Source organism: Mycolicibacterium arabiense (genome assembly GCF_010731815.2).
Taxonomy (GTDB): domain Bacteria; phylum Actinomycetota; class Actinomycetes; order Mycobacteriales; family Mycobacteriaceae; genus Mycobacterium; species Mycobacterium arabiense.
In genome coordinates this window covers 5,113,849-5,139,574 of the sequence record NZ_AP022593.1, presented here as the reverse complement: position 1 = coordinate 5,139,574, position 25,726 = coordinate 5,113,849, and the positions used below count along the sequence as shown (strand labels likewise).

Genomic DNA, 25,726 nt, shown 5'->3' with positions numbered 1-25,726 from the left:
GAAGGGTAACCGTGTAGAACAAGACCATGCCGACCCACGGGACTTCGACGGTTGAAACCCTGCTGGACCTCGACTCGCTGCTGAGTACCGAGGACCTCGAGCTGCGCACCATGGTCCGGCAGTTCGGCGAACAACGCCTGCGTCCCCACGTCGCGGAGTGGTTCGAGAGCGGCGTGGTGCCGGTGCGCGACCTCGCCGTGGAGATCGGCAAGCTCGGCCTGCTCGGGATGCACCTCACCGGCTACGGCTGCAGCGGATCGTCGGCGACCGCCTACGGGCTGGTGTGCCAGGAGATGGAGGCCGTCGACAGCGGCTTGCGCAGCCTGGTCTCGGTGCAGGGATCGCTCGCGATGTTCGCGATTCACCACTGGGGCAGCGAGGAGCAGCGCGAGCAGTGGTTGCCCGGCATGGCGGCCGGTGAATTGATCGGCTGCTTCGGGCTGACCGAACCGGACTTCGGCTCCAACCCGGGCGGGATGCGCACCACCGCCAAGCGCGACGGTTCCGACTGGATCCTCAACGGCTCGAAGATGTGGATCACCAACGCGTCGATCGCCGACGTCGCGATCGTGTGGGCGCGCGCCGAGGAAGGGGTGCTGGGGTTCGCGGTGCCGACCTCGACGCCTGGTTTCTCCGCGCGGGAGATGACGCACAAGATGTCGCTGCGGGCATCAGTCACTTCGGAATTTAGCCTCGACGACGTCCGCGTGCCCGACGCAGCGAAACTCCCTGGCGCCCGAGGGCTCTCGGGTCCGCTGGCGTGTCTGTCGGAGGCCCGGTTCGGCATCGTGTTCGGGGCGGTGGGCGCTGCCCGCGACTGCTTGGAGGCGACGTTGGCCTACGTCGGTACGCGCGAGGTGTTCGACAAGCCGCTGGCGGGTTACCAACTATCCCAGGCCAAGATCGCCGACATGGCGGTCGAACTCGGCAAGGCACAGCTACTGGCGCTGCACCTGGGCAAGCTCAAGGACGAGGGGCGCATCCGGCCCGAGCAGGTGAGCGTCGGCAAGCTCAACAACGTTCGCGAGGCGCTCAAGATCGCCCGGCAGTGCCGAACGCTGCTCGGCGCCAACGGAATCACGCTGGAGTACCCGGTGATCCGGCACGCCAACAACCTGGAGTCGGTGCTGACCTACGAGGGCACGTCGGAGGTACACCAGCTCGTCATCGGCGAGGCGCTCACGGGTGTGAGCGCGTTCCGCTGACGCACACCGTCGCGACCAGCTTGTCGGCGAACGTCTGGTGCCTTCGATCCCACAGCGGCCACAGATAGCCCAGGCCGAGCGGTACCGCGTTGAGCACGTGGCCGGCAGCGCGCCCGAGTGACCACCACAGGCCTACCGGCTCACCCGTTTCGGTGCCGACGACGCGCAGCCCCAGCGCCGACTTGCCGATGCTGGCTCCGGTCCGGCCCTGACGCCACCCGAGGTTCCACAGCGTGAAGACGACCGAGGCCAGCCACGCCACCCCGTACGCGAGTGTGCCGGCGGTGCTGATGCCCGACCCGCACTGAGCGCCGAGGTCCAGTGCCGACGTGTCGGCATCGCACTCGCGAATCCTGGTCAGCCACATGATCGCCAGCGCGAGCGCCATGGCCGCGATGATGGGAAGCAGGTCGACGGCGAACGCCGCGCAACGCCGTAACCACGGCGCATGATCGGTGTCGAATCGAACGACCACTGTCTTCCTCTCCTCGGGCGCGTAGACCTCCTTCACCGAACACGACGGCCCCGCGGTGGTGAACCACGGGGCCGTCGTGTTCGCGTGAGACGAGACTACGGCGTCTGGGGTGCGACCTGACCACCGCTGAGCTTGCGGTAGGTGAACACCAGCAGCAGCGAGGCCACCGGTACCGCGACGAGGAGGCCGACACCGCACAGCAGCGCTCCGACGATCGTGATCGCCACCGTGATCAGGTAGACGATGAGGACCGGGACGAAGTTCGCCTTGACGAGCTGGAAGCTCGCCTTGATCGCGTCGATGGCACCGCAGTTGCGGTCGACCACGATGACCGTCGTGAAGATGGCGAACAGCGCCACCACGAGCCCGGGGAGGAAGCACAGCGCCGAACCGATCGACGTCGCCACCCCGACGATCAGCGTGGCGATGATGACGTTGGTGATGTTGCGCGGCTTGAAGAACGAGCCGATGGTCACCGGCCGGCCGTCTGCGATGTCGAGCACGCCGCCGAGGAACGCCGACTGCGCCGCGGCGGCGACGATCAGTGTCAGGAGGCCACCGAGGACGAGCACGGCGATGCTCGCACCGCCGAGCCCGGCGCTGTAGGAGTAGGAGAAGCTCGTGTCCGTCTCGAAGGACTCGTACGTGCTGGTGGGTGCCAGCGCCACCGCGATGCCCTGCACGATTGCGTAGAGCACGACCAAGATCAGGCCGTACACCAGCGTTGGGACGATCAGCGGGACGGCGTTCTTGCTGAACTTGTTCCAGGCCCACGAGAAGCCCTCGCCGGCGCTGAATTGCTGCTGACCGAAGCCCTGACCACCGGCGGAGGCGTAGCCGGCCGGGGCGTATCCGCCTGGGGTCGGCGGCGCGTAACCGCCCTGCGGTGGCGGTGGATAACCGCCCTGGGGCGGGGGCGGGTAGCCGCCCTGCGGAGGCGGCGGATAGCCACCCTGCGGAGGCGGCGGGTAACCGCCCTGGGTGGGCGGGTAGTTGCCCTGCGGCGGCGGGTAGTTGCCCTGGGTCGGCGGGTAATTGCCCTGCGGGGGTGGGTAGTTCCCCTGCGGTGGCGGGTACCCGCCTTGCGGCGGTGGGTAGTTGCCCTGGGGCGGATAGTTGCCCTGGGGCGGCTGGTATCCCCCGCCCTGGGGCGGCTCATTCTGCGGCGGCGGCGAACCGAACCCGCCCTCGTTGGACTGGGGGACGTCGTCGCCGTCGGACGACGGCGGGGGCGGAGGACTGGTCATGACTTACCTCTGTTCTCTTTCAAGTGACGTGTTCGCGGCGCAGTGCGCCAAAAGTGTTGTGACAGCGCCGATCGCCTAGTCGTACCAGGCGACCGACTCGTGCAGTGCTGCTCGCTAGCTGAAGTAGATCGCGTAACCGACGATGCCGAGTACGACGAAGATCGCGCCCACCACGATCCCGGCCTGCGCCAGGCCGCGACCGTTTTCACCGGTCTGCTTGATCTGGTTGAGCGCCACGACGCCGAGCACGATGCCGAGGATCGAACCGACGCCGCACAGCAGACCGAGGACGGCGCAGACCAGCGACGCGATGGCGAGCGTGTTCGTCTTCGTCGGTGCACCACCACCGAAGCCACCCGGCGGCGGGTATCCGCCACCCTGCGGTGGGGGTGGGTATCCGCCACCCTGCGGCGGCGGCGGGTAACCGCCACCCTGTGGTGGGGGTGGGTAACCGCCACCCTGCGGCGGGGGCGGTGGGTAGTTCCCCGGGGGAGGTGGCGGTTGATCGGTCATGGGCGCCTTCCGGTGATCATGTGCGAGGCACGAGCGGTGTAACCCTACCTGAGAACATGATCAATTCCGGGGCCAAAAGGCGAAAGTTCGGCACCGACTGCCACTTTCGCACCACCCCACGAAATCGGGACACTGCGGCCTGCTCATCGCCGGTGATCGACGAGCGCAGAGGATCGTGGCGCTACCGCCTACCTGCGGGTGCGCCCTCCGACAGGAAGCCCAGCAGGTCGTGGCGAGTCAGGACGCCGACCGGCTTGCCCTCCTCGACGACCATCACGGCATCGCATTCACGCAACGTCTTCGCGGCCGTGCTGACGAGTTCACCCGCGCCGATGAGCGGCAGCGGCGGGCTCATGTGCTTGGCCACGGCGTCGGCGAGCTTCGCCCGCCCCTCGAACACCGCCGACAGCAGCTCGCGCTCGGACACGCTGCCCGCGACCTCGCCGGCCATCACCGGCGGCTCGGCACCGACCACCGGCATCTGCGAGACGCCGTACTCCCGCAGGATTCCGACCGCGTCGCGCACGGTCTCCGACGGGTGCGTGTGCACCAGGTCGGGCAGCGCGCCGGACTTGCCGCGCAGCACGTCGCCGACGGTCGACTCCGCCACCGTTCCGTCGAGCCTGCTGCGCAAGAACCCGTACGACTGCATCCACGAATCGTTGAAGATCTTCGACAGGTAACCGCGTCCGCCGTCGGGCAGGAGGACGACCACCAGGGCGTCGGGCCCGGCTCGCTCGGCGACCCGGATGGCACCGACGGCGGCCATTCCGCAGGATCCGCCGACCAGCAGCGCTTCCTCGCGGGCAAGGCGGCGGGTCATCTCGAAGGAGTCGGCGTCGGAGACGGCGATGATCTCGTCGGGCACGCTCGGGTCGTACGCCGACGGCCAGAAGTCCTCACCGACGCCTTCCACCAGGTACGGCCGCCCCGTGCCACCGGAGTAGACCGAACCCTCGGGGTCGACGCCGATGATCTGCACCGAACCGCCGGAGACCTCCTTGAGGTACCGGCCGGTGCCCGTGATGGTGCCGCCGGTTCCGACGCCCGTCACGAAGTGGGTGACCTTGCCGTCGGTGTCGGCCCAGATCTCGGGGCCGGTGGTCTCGTAGTGACTCTCCGGGCCCATCGGGTTCGAGTACTGGTCGGGCTTCCAGGCGCCCTCGATCTCGTTGGTCAGGCGGTTGGAGACGCTGTAGTAGCTGTCGGGGTCGTCCGGCGCGACGGCAGTCGGGCACACCACGACCTCGGCGCCGTAGGCGCGCAACACGTTTCGCTTGTCCTCGCTGACCTTGTCCGGGCAGACGAAGATGCACTTGTACCCGCGCTGCTGGGCGACGAGCGCAAGGCCGACGCCGGTGTTGCCCGACGTGGGTTCGACGATGGTGCCGCCTGGCTTCAGTTCACCGCTGGCTTCGGCGGCGTCGATCATCTTGATCGCGATGCGGTCCTTGGCGCTGCCGCCGGGATTGAGGTACTCGACCTTCGCCGCGACCGTGCCCGCACCCTCGGGGACGACGGAATTCAGCCGTACGAGAGGAGTGTTGCCGATGAGTTCACTGATGTGCTGCGCGATACGCATGTGTCCATCGTGTCAGGCCGACAGGACGGCGCACCAGGCAGATCTACCAGGTGGCCTCTCGGATGTAGTCGCCGATCTGCTTGAGCGACCGCGTCGCCTCCTTGACTGCGGGCGCACCTAGCTGGAAGACGTGCATCTGACCAGGCCAGATGCGTACCTCGACCGGGACGCCGGCCGCGGCGAGCATGTGGGCCGCCTTCCGCGCGTCGTTGAGCAGAACCTCCGAGCCCGACACGTGGATCAGCGTGCGTGGCAGGCCCGGCTCGATGTGATCGAGGGGCTCGTAGATCGCCTCGGGCTTGCCGTCGACCAGGTGTCGTTCGGCGGCGGCCTCGATCAGCTCGACGAGGGCGGGGAACGCCCGGGGCGGGAACATCGCGTCCGTGTGGGCGTTCGGGTGCTGGGTGCGGCTGTCGTTGTCGATCTCGAACAGCGGCGACATGGTCACGACTGCGGCGGGCAATTCGTTCTCGGAGTGCAGCCGTTCGGCCAGCGCCAGCGAGAGGTAGCCGCCGGCCGAGTCACCGGCCAGCACGATCTGTTCGGGCTCGTAGCCCTTCAGTCGCAGCCACTGGTACGCGTCGTAGCAGTCGTCGAGGGCCTGGCCGACCGAGTGCTTGGGGATCATCCGGTAGTTGACGACCAGCGCCGGCGAGTCACTGAACCGCGACAACGCGGTGACCATCCGACCGTGGGTGTTCACGCCGCACGTCAGGAACGCGCCGCCGTGCATGTAGAGCACGATGCTGCGCTTGCCGTCCGCGGGAAGCACGCCGGCCGCACGGACCAGCTGGGCGGTGGTGTTGGGCAGCTTGATCGTTGCTCGGATGGTGCCCGGGGCGGGACGGAGCGCTCGCGCAGCGAAGTCGAGGACTCCCCAGGGCCAGGACATACGGGGCGCCAGGCTACCGATCGCCAGCGTTGGCCGAATGGTCAGCGCAGCTCCCAGGGCAAACAGCCGACCGGCCACGCTCGGACCGTCCTCGACGATCTCGACGGGGGCACCGTCGCTCACCGGGAATCGACGCGTCTTGCGCGCCCTAGCTGCCCCGATGGGCGATCCGTGGGACCCGTGGATCTTGCTCGGTGCCGTCATCGCCACCACTTCCTACGCCGTTGTAGTGCCAGGTCAAGCTACTTGTTAGTCAACCCAGGTAACTTAGCCTGACACCTGCTGTTCGTTTCAACAATCAAGGGAACCGGTTTCGTACCGCAGTTGATATCGCACCGTGACCGCCCTCGTTCGTTGCGACGCTGATATCCCGCGGGGTCGCGCTTAAACTTGCTGCGTGGGCATCCGTGCACCGCGTCGGTCGCTCGCCCTGGCGGCGACCGCGACACTGGCATCGACGGGTTACGTCGGCGTCCGCAACCTTCTGAGCGGACAGGCCGATCAGGCCCGCAGCGTCATCCCCAAGGCATGGGACGTTCCGCCACGCGCCGACGGGGTGTACTCGCCGGGCGGAGGACCGGTCGAGAAGTGGCACCGCGGCGTCGCCTTCGACCTTCACCTGATGATCTTCGGCGACTCGACCGCGACGGGTTACGGCTGTACGTCGGCCGACGAGGTGCCCGGAGTGCTGATCGCACGCGGCCTCGCCGAGGAGTCGGGCCAACGGGTGCGCCTGAGCACCAAGGCCATCGTCGGCGCCACCTCCAAGGGACTGTCCGGCCAGATCGACGCCATGTTCGTGGCCGGGCCGCCGCCGGACGCGGCGGTCGTCATGATCGGCGCCAACGACATCACCGCCCTCAACGGCATCCCGCAGTCCGCGCGTCGGGTGGGCGCCGCCGTCAGCCGGTTGCGGGCCAGCGGCGCCGTGGTCGTCGTCGGCACCTGCCCCGACTTCGGCGTCATCACCGCGATTCCGCAGCCGCTGCGGACGGTGGCCCGCACGTTGGGGTTGCGCCTCGCGCATGCGCAGGCGGTCGCGGTCCGTTCGGCGGGTGGTGTGCCCGTGCCGTTCGCCGATCTGATGGCGCCCGAGTTCCTCAAGGCGCCGGAGCGGTACTTCTCGTCGGACATGTTCCACCCGTCGGCCGTCGGCTATTCGCTGGCGGCCTCGCAGCTGCTGCCCGCGCTGTGCACCGCGCTCGGAGTCGGGTCGCACGGGCAGGCCGTCGAGCCGGCGCTCGAGCAACGCTCGTCCCACGCGGCGGCCCTGCTGGCGCGGATCGGTGGCGTCGGCCGGTTGTGGCGGCGCACCACCGGCGTACCCGCGCCGATCGTCGCTCCGGTCACCGGTTAGGTTCGGGGTAACCGTCGTCCACTAGGCGTGACAACGCCGCTCCACCCGAGGAGACCGCCATGCCCGAAGCCGTCATCGTCGCCACCGCGCGCTCGCCGATCGGCCGCGCCGTCAAGGGGTCGCTGGCCACCATGCGCCCGGACGACCTCGCCGCCCAGATGGTGCGCGCGGTGTTGGACAAGGTGCCGTCGCTGGACCCGCGCGACATCGACGACCTGATGATGGGTTGCGCGCAGCCCGCCGGTGAGGCCGGCTACAACATCGCCCGTGCGGTCGCCGTCGAACTCGGCTACGACTTCCTGCCCGGCACCACGGTCAACCGCTACTGCTCGTCGTCGCTGCAGACCACCCGCATGGCGTTCCACGCGATCAAGGCCGGCGAGGGCGACGTGTTCATCTCCGCAGGCGTCGAGACGGTGTCGCGCTTCGGCGTCGGCGCGGCCGACGGTGCGCCCAACAGCAAGAACCCGATGTTCGAGGATGCTCAGGCACGCACGGCCAAGCAGGCCGAGGGCGCCGACGAGTGGCACGACCCGCGCGACGACGGCAGCGTGCCCGACGTCTACATCGCGATGGGCCAGACGGCCGAGAACGTCGCGCTGCACACCGGCATCAGCCGAGAGGACCAGGACCACTGGGGCGTTCGCTCGCAGAACCGCGCGGAGGAGGCCATCAAGAGCGGTTTCTTCGAGCGCGAGATCGTGCCCGTCACGCTGCCCGACGGCACCGTCGTCTCGACCGACGACGGCCCGCGCGCCGGCACCAACTACGAGAAGATTAGCCAGCTCAAGCCGGTCTTCCGCCCGAACGGCACGATCACCGCGGGCAACGCGTGCCCGCTGAACGACGGTGCTGCCGCCGTCGTCATCATGAGTGACACCAAGGCCAAGGAGCTGGGCCTGACCCCGCTCGCGCGCATCGTGTCGACCGGCGTGTCCGGGCTGTCGCCCGAGATCATGGGCCTCGGTCCGATCGAGGCCATCAAGAAGGCGCTCGCCATTGCGGGCAAGCAGATCTCGGACATCGACCTGGTCGAGATCAACGAGGCGTTCGCCGTGCAGGTGCTCGGCTCGGCCCGCGAACTGGGCATCGACGAGGACAAGCTGAACGTGTCCGGCGGGGCGATCGCCCTCGGCCACCCGTTCGGCATGACCGGCGCCCGCATCACCGCCACGCTGCTCAACAACCTTGCCACGCACGACAAGACGTTCGGCATCGAGTCGATGTGCGTCGGCGGCGGCCAGGGCATGGCGATGGTCGTGGAGCGCCTGAGCTAGTTCTCTTTGGTTTCCTCGCCGAGACTGCGGTGAGATCGCGTTTTCACCCGAATTCGCGATCTCACCGCAGTCTCGCGTCGTATGCGGACCGAACCCGACGCGCGATTTCGTCCGGACGATCGCCGGCGACGACGCGGATCACCATCCACTTGATGGAGTTCAAGTACTCCAACCGCACGATGTCCTTCCGGTAGCTCGGGCGGTCCAGCCGATGATGCTCGCCGTCATACTCGACCGCGATCTTCAGTTCCTCCCACCCCATGTCGAGGTAGTAGCGCGCTCGACCGTTCGGTCCAAACACCGGAATCTGAGTCTGCGGACGCGGAAACCCAGCGTCTACGAGGAGCAGCCGAAGCCAGGTTTCTTGAGGCGACTCTGCGCCTGGATCGTGTCGATCGAGTGCGGCCTCGAGTCGCCGTAGGTTCCGGGCGCCGCGGTGGCGTGCCGCCAGGTGGATGACGTCCTCGACGGAGAGAGCAACGGCGTTGCCCAACGCGTCCAGTCGGGCGACTGCCTCACCGGGCCGATGAAGACGGCCAATGTCGAAGGCGGTGCGCGCAGGCGTGGTCACCGACATCCCGTCGTGTTCGGCGTACTCGTCGGCGAAGAGGCGGTAGTCGTAGGTCCGCATGCCCTTTGGCGGTCTGGCGTTGGGCCAGATCAATTCGATCGGCAGGGAATCGTCGATCCACTTCGCGCCATGAAGCGCAGATGCAGTGAGGCCCGCAATCACGCCTTCGCGGTGCGACCACAGCCATGCGGCACGCGCACGCCGCGCGAGCGTGGGATCGACGCGCGGGGCCAGATACACGTCGGGGAAGATCGCGCGGTAGCTCTTCCGCAGGTCGTACTTGCCGACGAGTCCCGCAGTCAGGGCCTCGCTGCCGATGAACGGCTGATCGTCGATGCGCATGTGTCGACGATCGCCGCTCGACCGTCGCCCGAGGCCCCCGAGACTGCTGTCAGAGCGCAATCTGGGGATGAATCGCGATCTGTTAGCAGTCTCGGCGCCCGGCCAACGCCCCCAAACGAAGGAAAGCCCGGCACGTGGAAACGTGCCGGGCTTTCCGAGTGTGACTACTAGTCGCTGTTGAAGTACGACAGCAGTCGCAGGATCTCCAGGTAGAGCCAGACCAGCGTGACGGTCAGGCCGAGGGCGATGCCCCATGCTGCCTTCTCCGGCGCACCGGCGCGGATGAGCTGATCGGCCGAGTCGAAGTCGATCAGGAACATGAACGCCGCGAGCCCGATGCAGACCAGCGAGAAGATGATCGCCATCGGGCCGCCGCTGCGCAGGCCGAAGCCCTCGCCGCCGCCGACGCCGAACAGACCGAGCACCAGGTTGAGCAGCGCGATGGCCATCACGCCGAAGAGCGCCGCGACCAGCATGCGGGTGAACTTGGGCGTGACGCGGATGGCGCCGGTCTTGTAGACGACGAGCATGCCGACGAACACGCCGACCGTGCCGAAGATCGCCTGCGCGATCATGCCGGGGCCACCGGTGGACACCAGGTTGGCGAACAGGAACGACGCGGCGCCGAGGAACAAGCCTTCGAGCGCGGCGTAGCTCAGCACGATGGCCGGGTTGTCCTGCTTGCGACCGAACGTCGCGATCATGATCAGAGCGAAGCCACAGAGGCCACCGATCAGGGTGAACGGCATCATCAGGCCGGTGTTCATCGAGACCATGAAGTACGACAGGACACCCACCACCGCGACGACGGCCAGCGTCAGGCCGGTCTTGGTGACGACGTCGTCGATGGTCAGCGGCCGGGAAACACCGGCCTGCTGGCGATCTGTCGTGTACGGCTGAGCCGCGTACGGGTCAGCCTGTGCCGTTGCCGCGCCGAAGCCGGCGGCATTGGTACCGAATTGCGCGTATCCCCCTTGCTGCCCCTTGGGCAGCGAACGGAATACCGGGTTGCTGCTTTCGCGCACCGTCGGATCCTCTCCTGTGCTGTGTTTCGTCTGCTGACGAATACTCCACCAACGATCAGCGTGGCAGACATGGTTCCCTGCCGTCGACTTTCCCTCGGTGAATTCTGTGAACTTCCTCAGCATGAAGCTACCCGTGGCATGTTGCGAGGAGACGACGATCTAGATTGCAATCGTGACTCGAAACGAGGACGTCCTAGTAAGTGTCGAGAACGGTGTCGGGCAGGTGACGCTGAACAGGCCGAAGGCACTCAACTCGCTCACCGCGACGATGGTGGCGAGCCTCGCCGAGGCGTTGGACGAGTGGGAGGGCGACGACGCCGTCCACACCGTGCTGCTGACGGGTGCGGGTGAGCGCGGACTGTGCGCGGGGGGTGACGTGGTCGCGATCTACCACGACGCGAAGGCCGGCGGCGCCGAGACGCGCACCTTCTGGCACGACGAGTACGTGCTCAACGCCCGCATCGCCGAGTATCCGAAGCCCTACGTCGCCGTGATGGACGGCATCGTGATGGGAGGCGGGGTCGGCGTGAGCGCGCACGGCAGCGTCCGGGTGGTCACCGATACCACCAAGATGGGCATGCCCGAGGTCGGCATCGGCTTCATCCCCGACGTCGGCGGCACCCACCTCCTGTCCCGGGCGCCGGGTCGGCTCGGCACGCACGCGGCGCTGACCGGCGCTCCGTTCACCGGTGCCGACGCCGTCGCGATGGGCTTCGCCGACCACTTCGTGCCGCACACCGCCCTCGACGCGTTCAAGGCGGCCGTGATCGCCGATGGCGCCAACGCGGCGATCGCGGCCCACGCCGTCGAGCCGCCCGCCAGCCCGCTTCTCGCGCAACGGCAGTGGATCGACGAGTGCTATGCGGGCGACACGGTCTCCGACATCGTCGCCGCACTGCGCGGGCACGACGCCGAACAGTCGAACGCCGCGGCCGACCTCATCGCCACCCGCTCCCCCATCGCCCTTTCCGTGACGCTGGAGGCGGTGCGTCGAGCAGCCGATCTCCCCAGCCTCGAAGACGTTCTGCGACAGGAGTTCCGGACGTCCTGCGCAGCGCTGAAGTCGCACGACCTGGTCGAGGGCATTCGCGCCCAGCTGGTCGACAAGGACCGCAACCCCAAGTGGCAGCCGTCGTCGCTGACCCTGTGCAGCCCCGACGAGGTGGCGGCCTACTTCGCCCCCGCCGACCCCGATCTGACCTTTCCCGGACAGGAGTGACCATGAGTGAGTACGAGACGATCCTGGTGACGCGCACCGACCGCGTGGCGACCATCACCCTGAACCGGCCGAAGGCGCTCAACGCGCTCAACAGCCAGGTGATGGCCGAAGTCACCGGTGCGGCAGCGCAACTGGATGCCGACGAGGGCGTCGGCGCCATCGTCCTGACCGGCAGCGCCAAGGCGTTTGCGGCGGGTGCGGACATCAAGGAGATGTCGGAGCTGTCGTTCGCCGACGTGTACGGCCGCGACTTCTTCGCTCCCTGGGCGGCGTTCGCGGCCACCAGGACCCCCACGATCGCGGCCGTCGCCGGCTACGCGCTCGGCGGTGGCTGTGAGCTTGCGATGATGTGCGACATCCTGATCGCGGCCGACACCGCGAAGTTCGGTCAGCCCGAGATCAAGCTGGGCGTGCTGCCCGGCATGGGCGGCAGCCAGCGCCTCACCCGGGCGATCGGCAAGGCCAAGGCCATGGACCTCATCCTCACCGGCCGCAACATGGACGCCGAGGAGGCCGAACGCGCAGGCCTGGTCTCGCGTGTCGTGCCTGCCGACTCGCTGCTCGACGAGGCTGCTGCGACCGCCGCCATCATCGCCGGGATGTCGCTGTCGGCGTCGCGGATGGCCAAGGAAGCGGTCAACCGTGCGTTCGAGTCGACGCTCGCCGAAGGCCTGCTCTACGAGCGCAGGCTGTTCCACTCGGCGTTCGCGACCGACGACCAGACCGAGGGCATGGCAGCGTTCGTCGAGAAGCGCCCACCGAACTTCACGCATCGATAACATGCGCGGGTGACCGACACCGACACCAGGGCACCCGCGGCGTCGGCCGATCCGGAACCGCCTGCCGAACCGGCGTGGTGGCTGCGTCACTACACGTTCTTCGGCACCGCCGTGGGGCTGGTGTTCATCTGGCTTTCGCTGAGCCCGTCGCTGCTGCCGCGCGGGCCGCTGTTCCAGGCGCTGGTGAGCGGGGCGGCGGGCGCGATCGGCTACGGGCTCGGCGTGTTCGGCGTGTGGCTGGTGCGGTACATGCGCTCGGCGGACACCTCGCCGCGAGCGCGCAAGCCCGCCTGGCTGACGCTCCTGGTCGTCGGCGTCATCGGGCAGGTCCTCGCCATCGTCTGGTTCCACCACTGGCAGGACGACGTCCGCGACCTGATGGGCGTGCCGCGGCTGGGTTTCTGGGACCACCCGCTGACCGCGGTGCTGTCGATCGTCGTGCTGTTCCTGTTCGTCGAGATCGGCCAGCTCGTCGGCAGGATGGTCCGCTTCCTCGTTCGCCAGCTCGAACGCGTTGCGCCGCCCCGGGTCTCGGCCGTCGTGGTGGTGGCCGCGCTGCTCGCACTGACCATCGCGCTGCTCAACGGCGTCGTCGCGCGCGTCGGGATGGACGTCGTCAACAACACGTTCGAGGCCGTCAACGACGAGACCGACCCCGACAACACTGCCCCGAGCACCCCGCTGCGGTCGGGCGGGCCTGGCTCACTGGCGAGCTGGGAGTCCCTGGGCCACCAGGGCCGCGTCTTCATGTCGAACGGGCCGACGGTCGAGGAACTCTCGACGTTCAACGGCGCCCCCGCCATCGAGCCGATCCGGGCTTACGCGGGGCTCAACTCCGCCGACGGCATCAAGGCCACGGCGGCACTGGCCGCTGCCGAGCTGGTGCGCACCGGCGGGCTGCAGCGGAAGGTCGTGGCGGTGGCGACGACCACCGGAACGGGCTGGATCAACGAGGCCGAGGCAGGCGCGCTGGAGTACATGTACAACGGCGACACCGCGATCGTGTCGATGCAGTACTCGTTCCTGCCGAGCTGGTTGTCGTTCCTGGTGGACAAGGAGAACGCCCGCCAGGCAGGGCAGGCGCTGTTCGAGGCGGTCGACGGGCTCATCCGGGCCATGCCCGAGGCGCAGCGGCCCGAGCTGGTGGTGTTCGGCGAGAGTCTCGGGTCGTTCGGCGGCGAGGCTCCGTTCTTGGCGCTGAACAACCTGGTGGCCCGCACCGACGGCGCACTGTTCTCCGGGCCGACGTTCAACAACACGATCTGGACCGACCTGACCGCCAACCGGGATCCCGGGTCGCCGGAGTGGCTGCCGATCTACGAAAAGGGCCGCAACGTCCGCTTCGTCGCCGAGCCACCGAACCTGGCGCGGCCCGACGATCCGTTCGGCGATCCGCGGGTGGCGTACTTGCAGCACGCGTCGGACCCGATCGCATGGTGGACACCGGATCTGCTGTTCCAGAAACCGGATTGGCTGCGCGAGGAGCGTGGCTACGACGTACTGCCCGAGATGGAGTGGATCCCGGTCGTGACGTTCCTGCAGGTGTCTGCGGACATGGCGGTGGCGGTCGACGTGCCCGACGGTCACGGCCACGTCTACATCCGCGACGTCGCGAACGCCTGGGCCGCGGTGCTGCAGCCGCCCGGCTGGACGCCCGAGAAGACCGAGCGGCTCCGGCCTCTGCTGCTGCGGGGCTACTCGAGCTAGCCGGCTCGCGAATCCAGTTGCGCGAGAACGCCCGTGGCCTTCAACGCCTGATACCCGCCTGCGACGTCGGTGGCGCGGTGCAGACCCAGGTCCTGCAGCGCCGCGGCGGCCAGGCTCGAGGTGTAGCCCTCCGAACACAGGATCAGCCATTCGACGTCGTCGCCGACGGCCTGCGGCAGGCGGGCGTCGCTGGTGGGGTCGCACCGCCACTCGAGGACGTTGCGCTCGATGACCAGTGCCGCGTCGACACCGCCCTCGGCGGCACGCTGTGCGGCGGGCCGGATGTCGACCAGCAGGGCGCCGCGGTCGATGGCGTCGGGCACGTCGGCCGCCTCGATCCGGGTGAGCTTGGCCCGCGCGGAGGCGAGTACGGCGTCGATGCGGCTCATCAGTCGCCCTCCGGCTTGTCCGTCAGTTCGGTTCGGTTGCGCCGCAGCGTGTTGCGCTCGGTCACGTCGTAGTACGACATGGCCGTCAGCGGCGGCGAGTAGGCGTGCACGCTGAGCGTCGGACCCCCAGCGGGGCTCACGGCCGGGCTCACGGCGATGCTCTCGGGTGCCCACACCACGTCGTGCACCCAACCCAGCGGGAAGCCGGCCTGGTCTCCCGCGTCGAGCCGGCGGCGACGTAGCGCGCTACCGTCCCAACGGGTTTCGTGCAGGGCGCCGGACACCACGGTGAGCGCGCCGAGCGACCCGCCGTGGTCGTGCAGTTCGGTGGCGCGCTCGGGCACCCAGCTGATGAGCCAGACGTCGAGTTCGTCGTCACCGTGCAGTCGGGTGAACCACCGCTCGTCGGCGGGCGGACCGCCCGCGGGCAGCAGGTGGCGGTAGCGGCCGGACAGGACGTCGTCGGCGGCGCGATCGGTGGCGTGCAGCAGATCCGGAAGGCGCAGCCGCGTGGGTGCGACGACGGATGGGGACGCGAGGGATGCAACGGACATGGGTGTGGACTCCCAGGGATGCGGACGGTTGGGGGGCGGGCGTCAAGCCCGACAACACTCCCCAAAGGCGGTCCGTTCCATCACGACCGCGAGTGTTGCATAGATTGGCGGCATGCGCACCAACGCGATAACGACGTTCACCGCGGCGACCGCCGTCGGCGTGGCCCTCCTCTCCGGTTGTTCGTCGGGCTCGGAGCAGGGCGGCGCCTCGTCGTCGGAGGCGCAGCCGTCGACCACCGCGACGACGACGCAGACGACCGAGGCGCGCGCCGCCGAGCCAGGCCAGGTCGGCCTGTCGCCCGGCGGCGTGACGACGGCCGTCGGAGCGGCGGCCGTGTCGACCGAGGACGAGTACTTCCAGGCCTGCTCGGCGGCCAAGACGTGGATGGCGGCCAAGGGCGGCGACCTCAAGGCACAGTTCGAGCCGTACCTCGCCGATCTGCAGTCCACCGACGCCCCTGGGCCGGGCACGTTCGGCACGCCGTGGTCCAAGCTGACGCCGGACCGGCAGTCCGCCGTCATCGTGGCCGCCGAGGCCGCAGCCGACGATCTCTGCGGCTGATCGCCTTAGAATCACGGGTGCGAGAAACCGGCCTGGCATGACTTCAGCCGACGACCCGACGACACTCACGCCGTCTCAGCAGCGGGCTTGGTTCCACTACATGCGGCTGTATCACCGCCTGGAGTACGAGATGAATCGGCACCTGCAGACCGACTGCGGGTTGTCGCTGGGCGACTACACCGTGATGAACGCGCTCTCGCACGCATCGGAGCAGCGGATGCAGCTCTCGGCGCTGGCGACCACCATTGGCTGGGAGCGCAGCCGGCTGTCGCACCACCTGCAGCGGATGGTCCGCCGGGATCTGGTGGCGACGACGCCGTCGGAGACCGACGGCAGGGGTACCGACGTCACGCTGACGACGGCGGGCTGGGACCGCCTGCGCGACGCCGCACCCAGGCACGCGGCGTGGGTGCGGCGGTCGTTCTTCGCCGACGTCGATCCCGCGCAGGAGGATGCCCTCGCCGAGGTGCTCGCCGCCGTGTACGAGAACCTGCTGCGCGAGGGCACCCTGCCGCGGCCCGACGTTCTCTAGACCTGGTTCGCGCCGCCGTCGACGAACACCTCGGAGCCGGTCATGAAGCTGCTGTCGTCGGAGGCGAGAAACGCCACGGCAGAGGCGATCTCGCTCGGATGGCCGACGCGCCGCATCGGCACCGTCTCGGCCTGCCCGTCCAGGAGCGCCTGCTGCTGGTCGGCCGGCGCGAGTTCCCGTAGCCCGGGCGTCTCGATGGGGCCCGGTACGACGGTGTTGACACGCACGCCGCGGTCGACGAGTTCGGCGGCCCACGTGCGGCCGAACGAACGGACGGCCGCCTTGGACGCCGCGTAGGCGCCGAATGCGGGCCCGCCCTTCGTGGCGGCCGTCGAGCCGGTCAGCACGATCGAGGCTCCGCGGTTGAGCAGCGGCAGCATCTTCTGCACCGTGAACACGGTGCCTGCGACGTTGCGGTTGAACGTGTCCGCGAGACGCTCCGGGGTCTCGTCCTCCAGGGTCGCGAACTCGCCTCCGCCTGCGTTGGCGAAGAGGACGTCCAGCCCGGCGCCCCGGGCGGCGATGACCTCGACGAGATGGTCGAGGTCGGCCATCACGGTGATGTCGCCGCGCACCCCGGTGGCCGCGTCGCCGATCGTGCGGACGGCCTCGTCGACCCCCTCCTGCTTGCGTCCGGTGACGAAGACGTGGGCGCCGTCGGCGGCGAGGCGCTGGGCTGCGGCCAGTCCGATGCCGGACGTTCCGCCGGTGACGAGTGCGGTCTTCCCACTGAGCTGTGACATGTCGGTCTCCTCGGATTCCGTCAGCGGCCGTTCCGCTGGCTCGATCGGCATAACTCGGTGATATGTCACCTTTATTCCGATTCGGCAGCGGCCCGTGCTCGACACAAGGTCATTTAGACCGGCTACGTGTAGTGGTGCGGGTCACAAAATTGGTTATGATGTGTCCCGCATCACTCTTCGAGAGGACCGATAGATGTTTGGATCGCCGGACGACGGGTCGAAGACCAAGGCCGCGCTGCCCCCCGCCGTCGGCGGATCCATCAGCGGCACGCGGGTGTTGATGGGCCTGCTCCTCCTGCTGATCGCCGTGGCGTCGATCACCGGCGTCGTGTTCGCGCTCAGCAGCGGCCAGCCCACCGTCGCATTCATCATCGGCCTCGTCGCCGTCGCCTTCTTCAGCCGCATCGGCTGCTAGCTCCGACCACCGCCTAGCCCGCCGGCCCGGATGTGGCCGGGGCACAATGACGTCCATGCGCGTGGCATTGGCCCTTGGCAGCGGCGGAGCGCGGGGATACGCCCACATCGGCGTCATCAACGAACTGCGCGATCGCGGGCACGAGATCGTCGGCATCGCCGGGTCGTCCATGGGCGCTCTGGTCGGCGGTCTGCAGGCCGCCGGGAAACTCGACGAGTACGCCGACTGGGCAGGCACCCTGACCCAACGCGCCGTGTTGCGTCTGCTCGACCCGTCGCTGACCGCCGCGGGCGTGCTGCGGGCGGAGAAGATCCTCGACGCCGTCCGCGAAATACTCGGCGACCTCCTGATCGAGGACCTGCCCATCCCGTTCACCGCGGTCAGCACCGATCTGATCAGCGGGAAATCCGTGTGGCTGCAACGCGGCCCGGTCGACGTGGCCATCCGCGCGTCGATCGCGATCCCGGGCGTCATCACCCCTCACGAACTCGACGGCCGACTGCTCGCCGACGGCGGCATCCTCGACCCGCTACCGATGGCGCCCATCGCCGCGGTGAACGCCGACGTCACGATCGCCGTCAGCCTCAACGGCGACGACCCGTTCCGGCACGACCCGCCGGAGGGACCACGGCCGAGCGCCGAACTGCTGAACCGGATGTGGCGCAGCACCACGGCGCTGCTCGACTCCGCGACGGCGCGCACCCTGCTCGAGACTCCTGCTGCCCGAACGGTGTTGAGCCGTTTCAGCGCGTCGGCCGCCGCAGAAGCCGCCGCCGAGGACGCTGCCGGGGAGCTGACCGCCGACCTCGGCCCAGTCCGCGAGGCGGATCCGATGCCGGTGCCGCGTCTGGGCGGCTTCGAGGTGATGAACCGCGCGATCGACATCGCCCAGGCCGCGTTGATGCGTCACACGCTCGCCGCCTACCCACCCGATCTGCTCATCGAGGTACCCCGCACCACGTGCCGCAGCCTCGAGTTCTACCGCGCGAACGAGGTCATCGAAATCGGCCAGGAACTCGCGGCCTTGGCCCTCGACACGTTCGTCGACCGCCCCAGCGGCGACTCGTAGCTGCGTCTTAGGACAGGCCGAGGAACGCGGCCACCCGGGCCGCTTCGCGTCGACCCTGGGCGCGCCCGGCTCGGGCGGACGGGATCCGGCACGCCGGGTCCAGCGGGTTGGGCCCGAACGCGTCGAGCGCGCCGTCGTCGGCGAAGACGGTAAGCGTACGGCCGTCGAAGGCGTCGATCTCCTGTCGTGCGCCGTCACCGAACGGCGACGGCGTGTTCTCGCCCGACGGCAGCAGCACGACGACGGTGTCGCAGTCCTGCGCCACCCCCATGTTCACGGTGCTGCCCACGCCGCCATCCATGTACCGCCTGCCGTCGATCGTCACCGGCGGCCACGCACCGGGCACGGCGCAGCTTGCGGCGACCGCGTCGACCAGGCCTGCTTTGGAATTCGCGTCGAGGACCACCAGTTCGCCGGTCTCGATGTCGATGGCCGTGACCCGCAGCACCCGCCGGGGCCAGTCGTGCGACGGCAGCCGGTGGGCGATGACGTCGCGGCGGACCGATTCGGCAACGGTGTCGGTCGTCGCGGCGATCTCGCCGATCCGCTGCAGCCTCTGCTCCGTGGTGGCGCCAGGCAAGACCATCGCGGTGACGAACAGCTCGGTGATGGCGGCGACGTCCACTCCGGAGTCGATCTCGAAAGAGGTCTCGGCGACCTGACGGGCGAACAGCTCCTCGAGGCCGGTGCCGCTGCCGAGCTGGGCGGCGACCGTCGATCCCGCCGAGGTGCCGACGAGGACGTCGGACTCCAGCAGCGCCGTCGCCGTGGCGGGCGACTCGTCGGCGATCCCGCACAGGACGCCCGTCTCCCAGGCGATGCCCGCCAATCCCCCGCCCGCCAGTACGAGCCCGCGTTTGGTCACGGGATCCGAGTCTGCCAAACGACCGCGACGCTAGGGTGGGCGACGGTGCCCCCGGCCGATCCGGGCACGCGACGAACGGAGCGACATGGCTGACACGATGCGAGCCCAACGGTTCTACGCCGATTCGAAAACCATTGCGGTGGAGGACGTTCCCATTCCCGAGCCAGGGCCCGGCGAGGTCTTGGTCAAGATCGCCTTCTGCGGGATCTGCCACTCCGACCTCAGCCTGATCAACGGCACGTTCCCGTCGCAGCTCCCCGTCGTCACGCAGGGGCACGAGGCGTCGGGCACCGTCGCGGCGCTCGGACCGGGCGTTACCGGCTGGGCGGAGGGCGACCGCGTCGTCGTCGCTGCCGGCAAGCCGTGCATGACGTGTCCGAACTGCATGCGCGGCGACATGGCCAACTGCCTGGCCATCCGGCTCATGGCCTTCGCCTACGACGGCGGGTGGGCGGAGTACACCGTCGCCCAGGCATTCGGCCTGACGAGGATCCCCGACAACGTGCCGATGGAGCAGGCCGCCATCCTGGCCGATGCCGTCTCGACGCCGTTCGGCGCCGTCGTGCACACGGCCGGGGTCGGCATCGGCGAATCGGTCGGCGTGTGGGGCGTCGGTGGCCTAGGCACGCACGTCGTCCAGCTGGCCCGCCTGGTGGGCGCCGCGCCGATCATCGCGGTCGACGTCAAACCGGCCATCCTCGACCGGGCGCTTACCGTCGGCGCCGACTACGCCTTCGATGCGCGCGACGAGAACCTGGCCGCCAAGATCGCCGAGGCGACCGGTGGGCGCAACCTCGACGTCGCCTTCGACGCGGTAGGGATCAAGTCCACCTTCGAACAGTCGCTCAACAGCCTCACCGTCGGTGGCCGCATGGTCGGCATCGGGATGAGTGCCGACACCCCGGACATCGGGCCGACGTCGATCTTCAACCTCTTCCAGCGAAAGGTGTTGGGCCACCTGGGTTATCAGAATGCCGACATCGGCACGCTGGCCACGTTGGTCTCGCGTGGTCGTCTCGACCTGTCCCGCTCGATCAGCGACGTGGTGCCACTCGAGGACGTCGCCCGCGGCATCGAGATGCTCGACAAGGCCGAGGGCGACCCGATCCGCATCCTCGTGCAGCCCTGACCCGTCCCCCCATTTCCCGCCGAACTGGAGAGTCACGTCGTTCCCACAGGGCGAATCGCGACGTGACTCTCCAGTTCGGCGGAGGAGCTAGCGCAACCGGGGCGCAGCCTTGCCGCTGATGAGCGGGAGGTCGAGGTAGGTCGCGATGCCCGGGGCCGCGGCGCAGACGGCGGGCACGGAGTTCACGCAGTGCGCGGCGGTCGCGACGATGCCGTTGTTCGACTCCAGGCCGGCCGCGACGCTCTCGGGCTGGAAGCCCTTGACGACGACCGTGAAGTCGGGGTTGCCCTTCGCCTCCATCTCGTAACGCTCGCCCGCGGGGCCGAACGTCCACGCCGGATCGAGGTTCTCCTGGCCCATGAACCAGTTGACCGTCACGCGCACCACCACGTCGTCGCCGACGAGGGCCTCCCAGTGGAATTTGCGGGCCGCGACCTGCCCCGGTTCGATCGCGCCCGTCGGCGAGTCGATCGGCGCGGTCGCGACCGCGATCTCCTGGTTGGCGCGGATCTTCGGGTCCGCCGCGAAGCCCATCTCGTCGACGATCATCTTGACCGACTGGATGAAGCCGCCGTCGAGCAGCTTCTGCATCGGCCCGGTGAGCGCTTTCTCCGGAGTGTCGCCGAAACCCATCACGTACCGCAGCACGTCCGGTGCGTCGTAGGTCCGCAGGTCCGAGAACTCCTCGGCGCGAACGAATGTCACGCCGGTCGACATGATCGACATCATCAGCGGGAATTTGTCGCTGATGCCGCCGGGGGCGATGCCGGTGCCGTGCAGCGTGACGTTGCCCTCGAGCGCCGCGGCCCGCAGTGGGGCGCCCTCCTTCTCGCCGGGGTAGAACCACCCGACCGGGGTGACGACGTTCTTGCCGGAGCGCAGCAGGGCGGCGACCTCGTCGGGGTTTGGCATCAGCGGCGAGTAGATGACCGCGTCGGCGTCGAGTGCGAGGATCTCGTCGACGCTGTTCGTAGCGGTGACGCCGAGCGGTTCCACGCCGACCAGCTCACCGACGTCCTTGCCGCTCTTGCCCTCCGAGTGCACCCAGCATCCGACGAGTTCGAGATTGGGGTGCTCGAGCACGCCCTTGATCGCCGCAACCCCCACACCACCGGTCGCCCACTGCACCACTGAATACGTCATCGGACTCCTCGACCCTTGACCAGAAAACTAGAACGCGTTCTACTCAGATGATTCTGGCGCGAGCGTGCGTGTCTGTACGCAACACGCCGATATTGGGCGTACGAACACGCACGCTCGCGGACGAGAAGGAGTGCCCACATGCCCAACAAAGTGTTCGTCGTCGGGGTCGGGATGACCAAGTTCGAGAAGCCAGGCCGCCGCGAGGGGTGGGACTACCCGGACATGGCCAGGGAGTCGGGCACGAAGGCGCTCGAGGACGCGGGCATCTCGTACGACGAGGTCGAGCAGGGCTACGTCGGCTACTGCTCGGGCGACTCGACGTCGGGGCAGCGGGCGCTCTACGAACTCGGCATGACGGGCATCCCGATCGTCAACGTGAACAACAACTGCTCCACCGGGTCGACGGCGCTCTACCTCGCCGCACAGGCCATCCGCGGCGGCCTCGCCGACTGCGTCATGGCCCTGGGCTTCGAGAAGATGCAGCCCGGCTCCCTCGGTGGCGGTGCCGACGACCGCGAGTCACCGCTGGGCCGCCACGTCAAGGCGCTCGCCGAGATCGACGAGTTCGCATTCCCCGTGGCGCCGTGGATGTTCGGCGCGGCCGGGCGCGAGCACATGAAGAAGTACGGCACCACCGCCGAGCACTTCGCGAAGATCGGCTACAAGAACCACAAGCACTCGGTCAACAATCCTTACGCGCAGTTCCAGGAGGAATACAGCCTCGACGACATCCTGGGCGCACGGATGATCTCCGATCCACTGACCAAGCTCCAGTGCTCGCCGACGTCGGACGGGTCCGGTGCAGCGATCGTGGTCAGCGAGGAGTACGTCGCCAAGCACGGACTCGCCGACCGCGCCGTCGAGATCGTCGGTCAGGCGATGACGACGGACTTCGCGAGCACCTTCGACGGCAGCGCGGCCAACGTCATCGGCTACGACATGAACGTCCAGGCCGCGCGGCAGGTGTACGAGCAGTCCGGTCTCGGTCCCGAGGACTTCCAGGTGATCGAGCTGCACGACTGCTTCTCGGCCAACGAACTCCTGCTGTACGAGGCGCTCGGACTGTGCGCCGAGGGCGAGGCACCGAAGCTCATCGACGACGACCAGACGACCTACGGCGGGCGCTGGGTGGTCAACCCGTCGGGCGGGCTGATCTCCAAGGGCCACCCGCTGGGCGCGACCGGCCTCGCCCAGTGCGCGGAGTTGACGTGGCAGCTCCGCGGTACCGCCGACAAGCGTCAGGTCGACGGCGTCACGGCCGCGCTGCAGCACAACATCGGCCTCGGCGGCGCGGCCGTCGTGACCGCCTACCAGCGCGCCGACCGCTAGGCGGCGACCCGCCGAATGTCGGTTACCGCCACGCCGTTTCGCGAAAGGCGTGGCGGTAACCTACGTTCGGCGGGCTAGGGGTGCCGGTTCGCCGTCGAGGTGCTGGGGTCCTCGCCGCGGGTCATCGGCGGTACGTGCTCGATGACGCCAGCCGCGCGGGCGAGCATGCCGCTTGCCCGCCGGCTCGTCCCTGCGACGCGGGAACCACCGCGAGCAAGCTTGTCGAGACGGTCGCGGCTGCGATCGATGACGGTCAGCGGCAGTGCGGCGACCGCGTTGCCGGGAGGGCGCCGGGCCACGACGGGATGCGGACGCGTCGGGGCCGTACGGCGGACCGCCTCCCACGCGAGCCCGAGACCGACCAGGGTGCGCGGCGATGCGACGGCCTGCAGCCGAGGGAACAGCTCGTCCTCCTCGTCGCGGACGTCCTCGCGCAGCAGCGTCACGATGCGCTGCCACAGTCCTTCGTGTTCGTCTGAGTCGGGATCGGTTTGCTCGAGATCGGTGAACAGCTCGTTGATCTCCTGGTGCTCGCGTTCGATCTCCAACGTCAGCGCTTCGCCGTCGGGCACCATGCGGCGCAGCGCAGGCCACAGCACCGACTCCTCGGCGAAGGCGTGCGGGAACACCGTGCGGCACAACTCATTCAGCAGTTCCTGACGTTCGCTGCCCGACGCCGCGTCGATGGCGTGGAGCAGCCTGTCCAGCTCGACGTGGTCGCGTTTCTGGCGCACCAGCACGCTCATCGGTCCGCCGAGTTGCTGCTCGGTCTGATTGCTCAACGACTCCATCGCCGACCGTCCTTCAGGGTCGCAGGTCCGTGCCCGAGGGGCGACGCAGAGCGTGCCCGCGGCTCGCGGGCACAAACGCCGCCTGACGACGACCGACTATCCAAGAAGCGAAAAGATGTTCAGGACAACGACTTTTCGGCCGCAGGTGTTTTTCCGACACCCGCTCGGGTAGTGCGTGGAAGCCGTTACCCGAGCTTTCGATTGGAGTAGTTGATGTTCAGACATACCGATTACATGCAGTTCGACGTGAAGCCGGAGAAGCCGGACCCCGTGTACGCCCAGAAGCTGCAGGAGCTGCTCGGCGGCGCCTACGGCGAGATGACCGTGACGATGCAATACCTGATGCAGGGCTGGAACTGTCGCATCAAGGGCAAGTACAAGGACCTCATCATGGACATCGCGACCGAGGAGATCGGTCACGTCGAGATGATCGCCACCATGATCGCCCGACTGTTGGAGAGCACTCCCGCAACGGATTCCACGAAGAATGCCCTCGGCGATCCCGTCGTCGCAGCCGTCATGGGCGGCATGGATCCGCAGCACGCGATCATCGCGGGCGGCGCGCCGACGCTGTCGGACAGCCAGGGCGTGCCGTGGAATGGCAGGTACGTCACTGCATCGGGCAACCTGCTCGCCGACTTCCACGCCAACGTGACCGCCGAGGCACAGGGCAGGGTGCAGACCGCGCGGCTGTGGCACATGACCGACGACCCGGGCGTCAAGGCGATGCTGAAGTTCAACCTCGCCCGCGACACTTACCACCAGAACATGTGGCTCGCGGCGATCGAGGAACTGCAGGCCGACGGCCTCGAGGGCGTCATCGCGCCCAACGACCTGTTCGACGAGGAGTACGAGGAGCACGCCGAGACGCTGTGGCACCTCTCCGACGGTCCGGACTCGGACAAGGGCCGCTGGGTGAACGCGCCGCTGCCCGACGGCCGCCACACCGGCAAGTTCCTGGCCGACCCGCAGCCGCTCGGTGACATGCAGTCGGGCCCGCCGCCGGACCCGAAGCTCTACGTCACCTACGACGGGTCGCTCGGCGAGCCGCGCACCCCGGCGATGGGAACGGAGAAGGGCCTGATGGGCAAGCTCAAGGACGCCGTCGACCCCGACAAGACGTAGTCTGCGACGGCCTCTAGACGACGGTGCCGGTTCATCCACGAGGGATGAACCGGCACCGTCGTTCAGATGGGGACGGTCACGGCAGACCGCGGTTGGGCGTCTGCTCCGCGACGCCATGCCGTAGCGGTGTGTTCGCTTGCGCAGCAGTCGATTCCGAGACCCTCGAGCCGCCCGAGCCGTGCTCGACGGACGGGGCATTGCTCGGGTCCCCGCCCGACGGCTGGGCGCCGTCGGCGAGTTCGCGCGACCGCGCCTCCAGCACTTCGAGGACGGGCACGCGCGCGGCATGGCCGGCTTCGTAGGTCATCACGGCGTCCAACTCGGCCGCGTCCAGCGCACGGATGCGGCTGCGCAGGTCACCCAGCGACATCTCGTCGTAGTCGGGCAGGGGCAGGTCTTCGTGCTTGCTCATGGTTGATCGGCCTTTCTCGTCACGTCTTCGACGACCGTGTACAGCGAGTCGCCGTCCTCGGGGGCGCCGCCCACCTGTCCGTGGTGCACGCCCGGTTCACCGGGCGCCACGTCGGAACCCTCCATCACCTCGCCGACGCCGGCCTCGCCGTCGGCCAGGCTCAGGTTGATGTCGTCGGGGGTCACGTCGGGCACCTCCTCGGCGAGGCGTTGGTCGAGTGACTCCCCTTCGCGCTCCTCTTCGGAGGACATCCCGAACTTGTCCACACCGCTCCAATCGTCGGGTGGATCCACCACCTCGTCGCCGTCGGCGTTGTGCACTTCGTCGGAGTCGGTGCCCTCCATGGGGCTCAGCATGTCGTCGGCGCCGCCCAAGTCGTTGGCGGAGGTGTCGTCGAGGTCGTCGGTGCTCATCAAGCACACGTATCCATCTGGCGCGCGACTAAACGGATTGCCGTCGCTCCCGGTGGGTACGTCT

At 68.5% G+C, this 25,726-nt stretch carries 28 protein-coding genes; 13 read left to right on the top strand and 15 right to left on the bottom strand.

Annotated elements, in window-relative coordinates:
* Positions 1–26 precede the first annotated feature (26 nt).
* Positions 27–1,205 carry an acyl-CoA dehydrogenase family protein gene (locus G6N61_RS26455; protein ID WP_179973528.1) on the top strand — a complete coding sequence of 393 codons (1,179 nt, stop codon included), beginning with the start codon at positions 27–29 and terminating at the stop codon, positions 1,203–1,205.
* Here G6N61_RS26455 and G6N61_RS26450 read toward each other — a convergent pair.
* The 5 genes from G6N61_RS26450 to G6N61_RS26430 all read right to left on the bottom strand — a co-directional run bounded on the left by G6N61_RS26450 (position 1,180) and on the right by G6N61_RS26430 (position 6,118).
* Positions 1,180–1,680: an RDD family protein gene (locus G6N61_RS26450; protein WP_163923350.1), complete on the bottom strand. Its 501-nt coding sequence runs from the start codon at positions 1,678–1,680 to the stop codon at positions 1,180–1,182. The genes G6N61_RS26455 and G6N61_RS26450 overlap by 26 nt on opposite strands.
* Positions 1,681–1,775: 95 nt before the next feature.
* On the bottom strand, positions 1,776–2,927 hold the full coding sequence (locus G6N61_RS26445; RefSeq protein ID WP_163923347.1) for a DUF2189 domain-containing protein: 1,152 nt from the start codon (positions 2,925–2,927) through the stop codon (positions 1,776–1,778).
* Between the two features lie 114 nt (positions 2,928–3,041).
* Positions 3,042–3,440 (bottom strand): DUF4190 domain-containing protein, encoded by a 399-nt coding sequence (locus tag G6N61_RS26440; protein WP_163923344.1) that lies wholly within the window; start codon positions 3,438–3,440, stop codon positions 3,042–3,044.
* A gap of 181 nt (positions 3,441–3,621) precedes the next feature.
* Positions 3,622–5,022: a cystathionine beta-synthase gene (locus tag G6N61_RS26435; protein WP_163923341.1), complete on the bottom strand. Its 1,401-nt coding sequence runs from the start codon at positions 5,020–5,022 to the stop codon at positions 3,622–3,624.
* Positions 5,023–5,065: 43 nt separating this feature from the next.
* On the bottom strand, positions 5,066–6,118 hold the full coding sequence (locus G6N61_RS26430) for an alpha/beta hydrolase fold domain-containing protein (protein ID WP_163923338.1): 1,053 nt from the start codon (positions 6,116–6,118) through the stop codon (positions 5,066–5,068).
* A gap of 193 nt (positions 6,119–6,311) precedes the next feature.
* On the opposite strand from G6N61_RS26430, the gene G6N61_RS26425 reads away from it, so the two are divergent.
* Both G6N61_RS26425 and G6N61_RS26420 read left to right on the top strand, forming a co-directional pair.
* On the top strand, positions 6,312–7,271 hold the full coding sequence (locus tag G6N61_RS26425) for an SGNH/GDSL hydrolase family protein (RefSeq protein ID WP_163923335.1): 960 nt from the start codon (positions 6,312–6,314) through the stop codon (positions 7,269–7,271).
* A gap of 59 nt (positions 7,272–7,330) precedes the next feature.
* Positions 7,331–8,548, top strand: a complete 1,218-nt coding sequence (locus G6N61_RS26420; RefSeq protein ID WP_163923332.1) for an acetyl-CoA C-acetyltransferase — start codon at positions 7,331–7,333, stop codon at positions 8,546–8,548.
* A gap of 61 nt (positions 8,549–8,609) precedes the next feature.
* On the opposite strand, the gene G6N61_RS26415 is transcribed toward G6N61_RS26420, so the two are convergent.
* Positions 8,610–9,461 (bottom strand): type IV toxin-antitoxin system AbiEi family antitoxin, encoded by an 852-nt coding sequence (locus G6N61_RS26415; RefSeq protein ID WP_163923329.1) that lies wholly within the window; start codon positions 9,459–9,461, stop codon positions 8,610–8,612.
* A 167-nt stretch (positions 9,462–9,628) separates the two neighbouring features.
* Entirely contained in the window at positions 9,629–10,486 is an 858-nt protein-coding gene (locus tag G6N61_RS26410) for a Bax inhibitor-1/YccA family protein (protein ID WP_163923326.1), read from the bottom strand.
* Positions 10,487–10,658: 172 nt separating this feature from the next.
* On the opposite strand from G6N61_RS26410, the gene G6N61_RS26405 reads away from it, so the two are divergent.
* Genes G6N61_RS26405 through G6N61_RS26395 form a run of 3 tightly spaced genes read left to right on the top strand, consistent with a single transcriptional unit; the run spans position 10,659 to position 14,191 of the window.
* The gene (locus G6N61_RS26405; protein ID WP_163923323.1) at positions 10,659–11,705 is read left to right on the top strand and encodes an enoyl-CoA hydratase/isomerase family protein; all 1,047 of its coding nucleotides are present in this window, start codon (positions 10,659–10,661) and stop codon (positions 11,703–11,705) included.
* A gap of 2 nt (positions 11,706–11,707) precedes the next feature.
* Positions 11,708–12,484, top strand: coding sequence for an enoyl-CoA hydratase (locus G6N61_RS26400; RefSeq protein WP_163923320.1), 777 nt, complete (start codon positions 11,708–11,710; stop codon positions 12,482–12,484).
* Between the two features lie 9 nt (positions 12,485–12,493).
* Positions 12,494–14,191: an alpha/beta hydrolase gene (locus tag G6N61_RS26395; protein ID WP_163923317.1), complete on the top strand. Its 1,698-nt coding sequence runs from the start codon at positions 12,494–12,496 to the stop codon at positions 14,189–14,191.
* Here G6N61_RS26395 and G6N61_RS26390 read toward each other — a convergent pair.
* Together G6N61_RS26390 and G6N61_RS26385 are read right to left on the bottom strand one after the other, a co-directional pair.
* Complete coding sequence (locus G6N61_RS26390; protein ID WP_163923314.1) at positions 14,188–14,580, bottom strand: rhodanese-like domain-containing protein; 393 nt, start codon at positions 14,578–14,580, stop codon at positions 14,188–14,190. The genes G6N61_RS26395 and G6N61_RS26390 overlap by 4 nt on opposite strands.
* Complete coding sequence (locus tag G6N61_RS26385; protein WP_163923313.1) at positions 14,580–15,134, bottom strand: cysteine dioxygenase; 555 nt, start codon at positions 15,132–15,134, stop codon at positions 14,580–14,582. Before G6N61_RS26385 ends, G6N61_RS26390 begins: the two co-directional genes overlap by 1 nt.
* Before the next feature lie 112 nt (positions 15,135–15,246).
* Between G6N61_RS26385 and lpqV the strand changes: the two genes are divergently transcribed.
* Both lpqV and G6N61_RS26375 read left to right on the top strand, forming a co-directional pair.
* Positions 15,247–15,696, top strand: a complete 450-nt coding sequence (lpqV, locus tag G6N61_RS26380; protein WP_163923311.1) for a lipoprotein LpqV — start codon at positions 15,247–15,249, stop codon at positions 15,694–15,696.
* Between the two features lie 37 nt (positions 15,697–15,733).
* Positions 15,734–16,228, top strand: a complete 495-nt coding sequence (locus tag G6N61_RS26375) for a MarR family winged helix-turn-helix transcriptional regulator (protein WP_163923308.1) — start codon at positions 15,734–15,736, stop codon at positions 16,226–16,228.
* Here G6N61_RS26375 and G6N61_RS26370 read toward each other — a convergent pair.
* A complete protein-coding gene (locus G6N61_RS26370; protein ID WP_163923305.1) occupies positions 16,225–16,971 on the bottom strand; it encodes an SDR family oxidoreductase in 747 nt (248 codons plus the stop codon). The genes G6N61_RS26375 and G6N61_RS26370 overlap by 4 nt on opposite strands.
* A gap of 193 nt (positions 16,972–17,164) precedes the next feature.
* On the opposite strand from G6N61_RS26370, the gene G6N61_RS26365 reads away from it, so the two are divergent.
* Both G6N61_RS26365 and G6N61_RS26360 read left to right on the top strand, forming a co-directional pair.
* Entirely contained in the window at positions 17,165–17,386 is a 222-nt protein-coding gene (locus tag G6N61_RS26365; protein ID WP_163923302.1) for a hypothetical protein, read from the top strand.
* Between the two features lie 55 nt (positions 17,387–17,441).
* Complete coding sequence (locus tag G6N61_RS26360) at positions 17,442–18,455, top strand: patatin-like phospholipase family protein (protein WP_179973527.1); 1,014 nt, start codon at positions 17,442–17,444, stop codon at positions 18,453–18,455.
* A 7-nt stretch (positions 18,456–18,462) separates the two neighbouring features.
* On the opposite strand, the gene G6N61_RS26355 is transcribed toward G6N61_RS26360, so the two are convergent.
* Complete coding sequence (locus tag G6N61_RS26355; RefSeq protein ID WP_235887315.1) at positions 18,463–19,320, bottom strand: patatin-like phospholipase family protein; 858 nt, start codon at positions 19,318–19,320, stop codon at positions 18,463–18,465.
* 85 nt (positions 19,321–19,405) lie between these two features.
* Here G6N61_RS26355 and G6N61_RS26350 point away from each other — a divergent pair, with 85 nt between their 5' ends.
* Positions 19,406–20,449 (top strand): zinc-binding dehydrogenase, encoded by a 1,044-nt coding sequence (locus G6N61_RS26350; protein ID WP_163923296.1) that lies wholly within the window; start codon positions 19,406–19,408, stop codon positions 20,447–20,449.
* 87 nt (positions 20,450–20,536) lie between these two features.
* On the opposite strand, the gene G6N61_RS26345 is transcribed toward G6N61_RS26350, so the two are convergent.
* Complete coding sequence (locus G6N61_RS26345) at positions 20,537–21,592, bottom strand: NAD(P)H-dependent amine dehydrogenase family protein (RefSeq protein ID WP_163923294.1); 1,056 nt, start codon at positions 21,590–21,592, stop codon at positions 20,537–20,539.
* Between the two features lie 138 nt (positions 21,593–21,730).
* Here G6N61_RS26345 and G6N61_RS26340 point away from each other — a divergent pair, with 138 nt between their 5' ends.
* Positions 21,731–22,921: a lipid-transfer protein gene (locus tag G6N61_RS26340; RefSeq protein WP_163923292.1), complete on the top strand. Its 1,191-nt coding sequence runs from the start codon at positions 21,731–21,733 to the stop codon at positions 22,919–22,921.
* 74 nt (positions 22,922–22,995) lie between these two features.
* Here G6N61_RS26340 and G6N61_RS26335 read toward each other — a convergent pair whose 3' ends face one another.
* Positions 22,996–23,712 (bottom strand): hemerythrin domain-containing protein, encoded by a 717-nt coding sequence (locus G6N61_RS26335; protein WP_163923290.1) that lies wholly within the window; start codon positions 23,710–23,712, stop codon positions 22,996–22,998.
* A gap of 213 nt (positions 23,713–23,925) precedes the next feature.
* On the opposite strand from G6N61_RS26335, the gene G6N61_RS26330 reads away from it, so the two are divergent.
* Complete coding sequence (locus tag G6N61_RS26330) at positions 23,926–24,837, top strand: manganese catalase (protein ID WP_163923288.1); 912 nt, start codon at positions 23,926–23,928, stop codon at positions 24,835–24,837.
* A 76-nt stretch (positions 24,838–24,913) separates the two neighbouring features.
* Here the strand turns inward: G6N61_RS26330 and G6N61_RS26325 are convergent, their stop codons facing one another.
* Together G6N61_RS26325 and G6N61_RS26320 are read right to left on the bottom strand one after the other, a co-directional pair.
* Positions 24,914–25,249, bottom strand: coding sequence for a DUF8129 domain-containing protein (locus G6N61_RS26325; protein WP_163923285.1), 336 nt, complete (start codon positions 25,247–25,249; stop codon positions 24,914–24,916).
* Positions 25,246–25,662: a hypothetical protein gene (locus G6N61_RS26320; protein ID WP_163923282.1), complete on the bottom strand. Its 417-nt coding sequence runs from the start codon at positions 25,660–25,662 to the stop codon at positions 25,246–25,248. The genes G6N61_RS26325 and G6N61_RS26320 overlap by 4 nt, the downstream gene beginning before the upstream one ends.
* Positions 25,663–25,726: the final 64 nt, after the last annotated feature.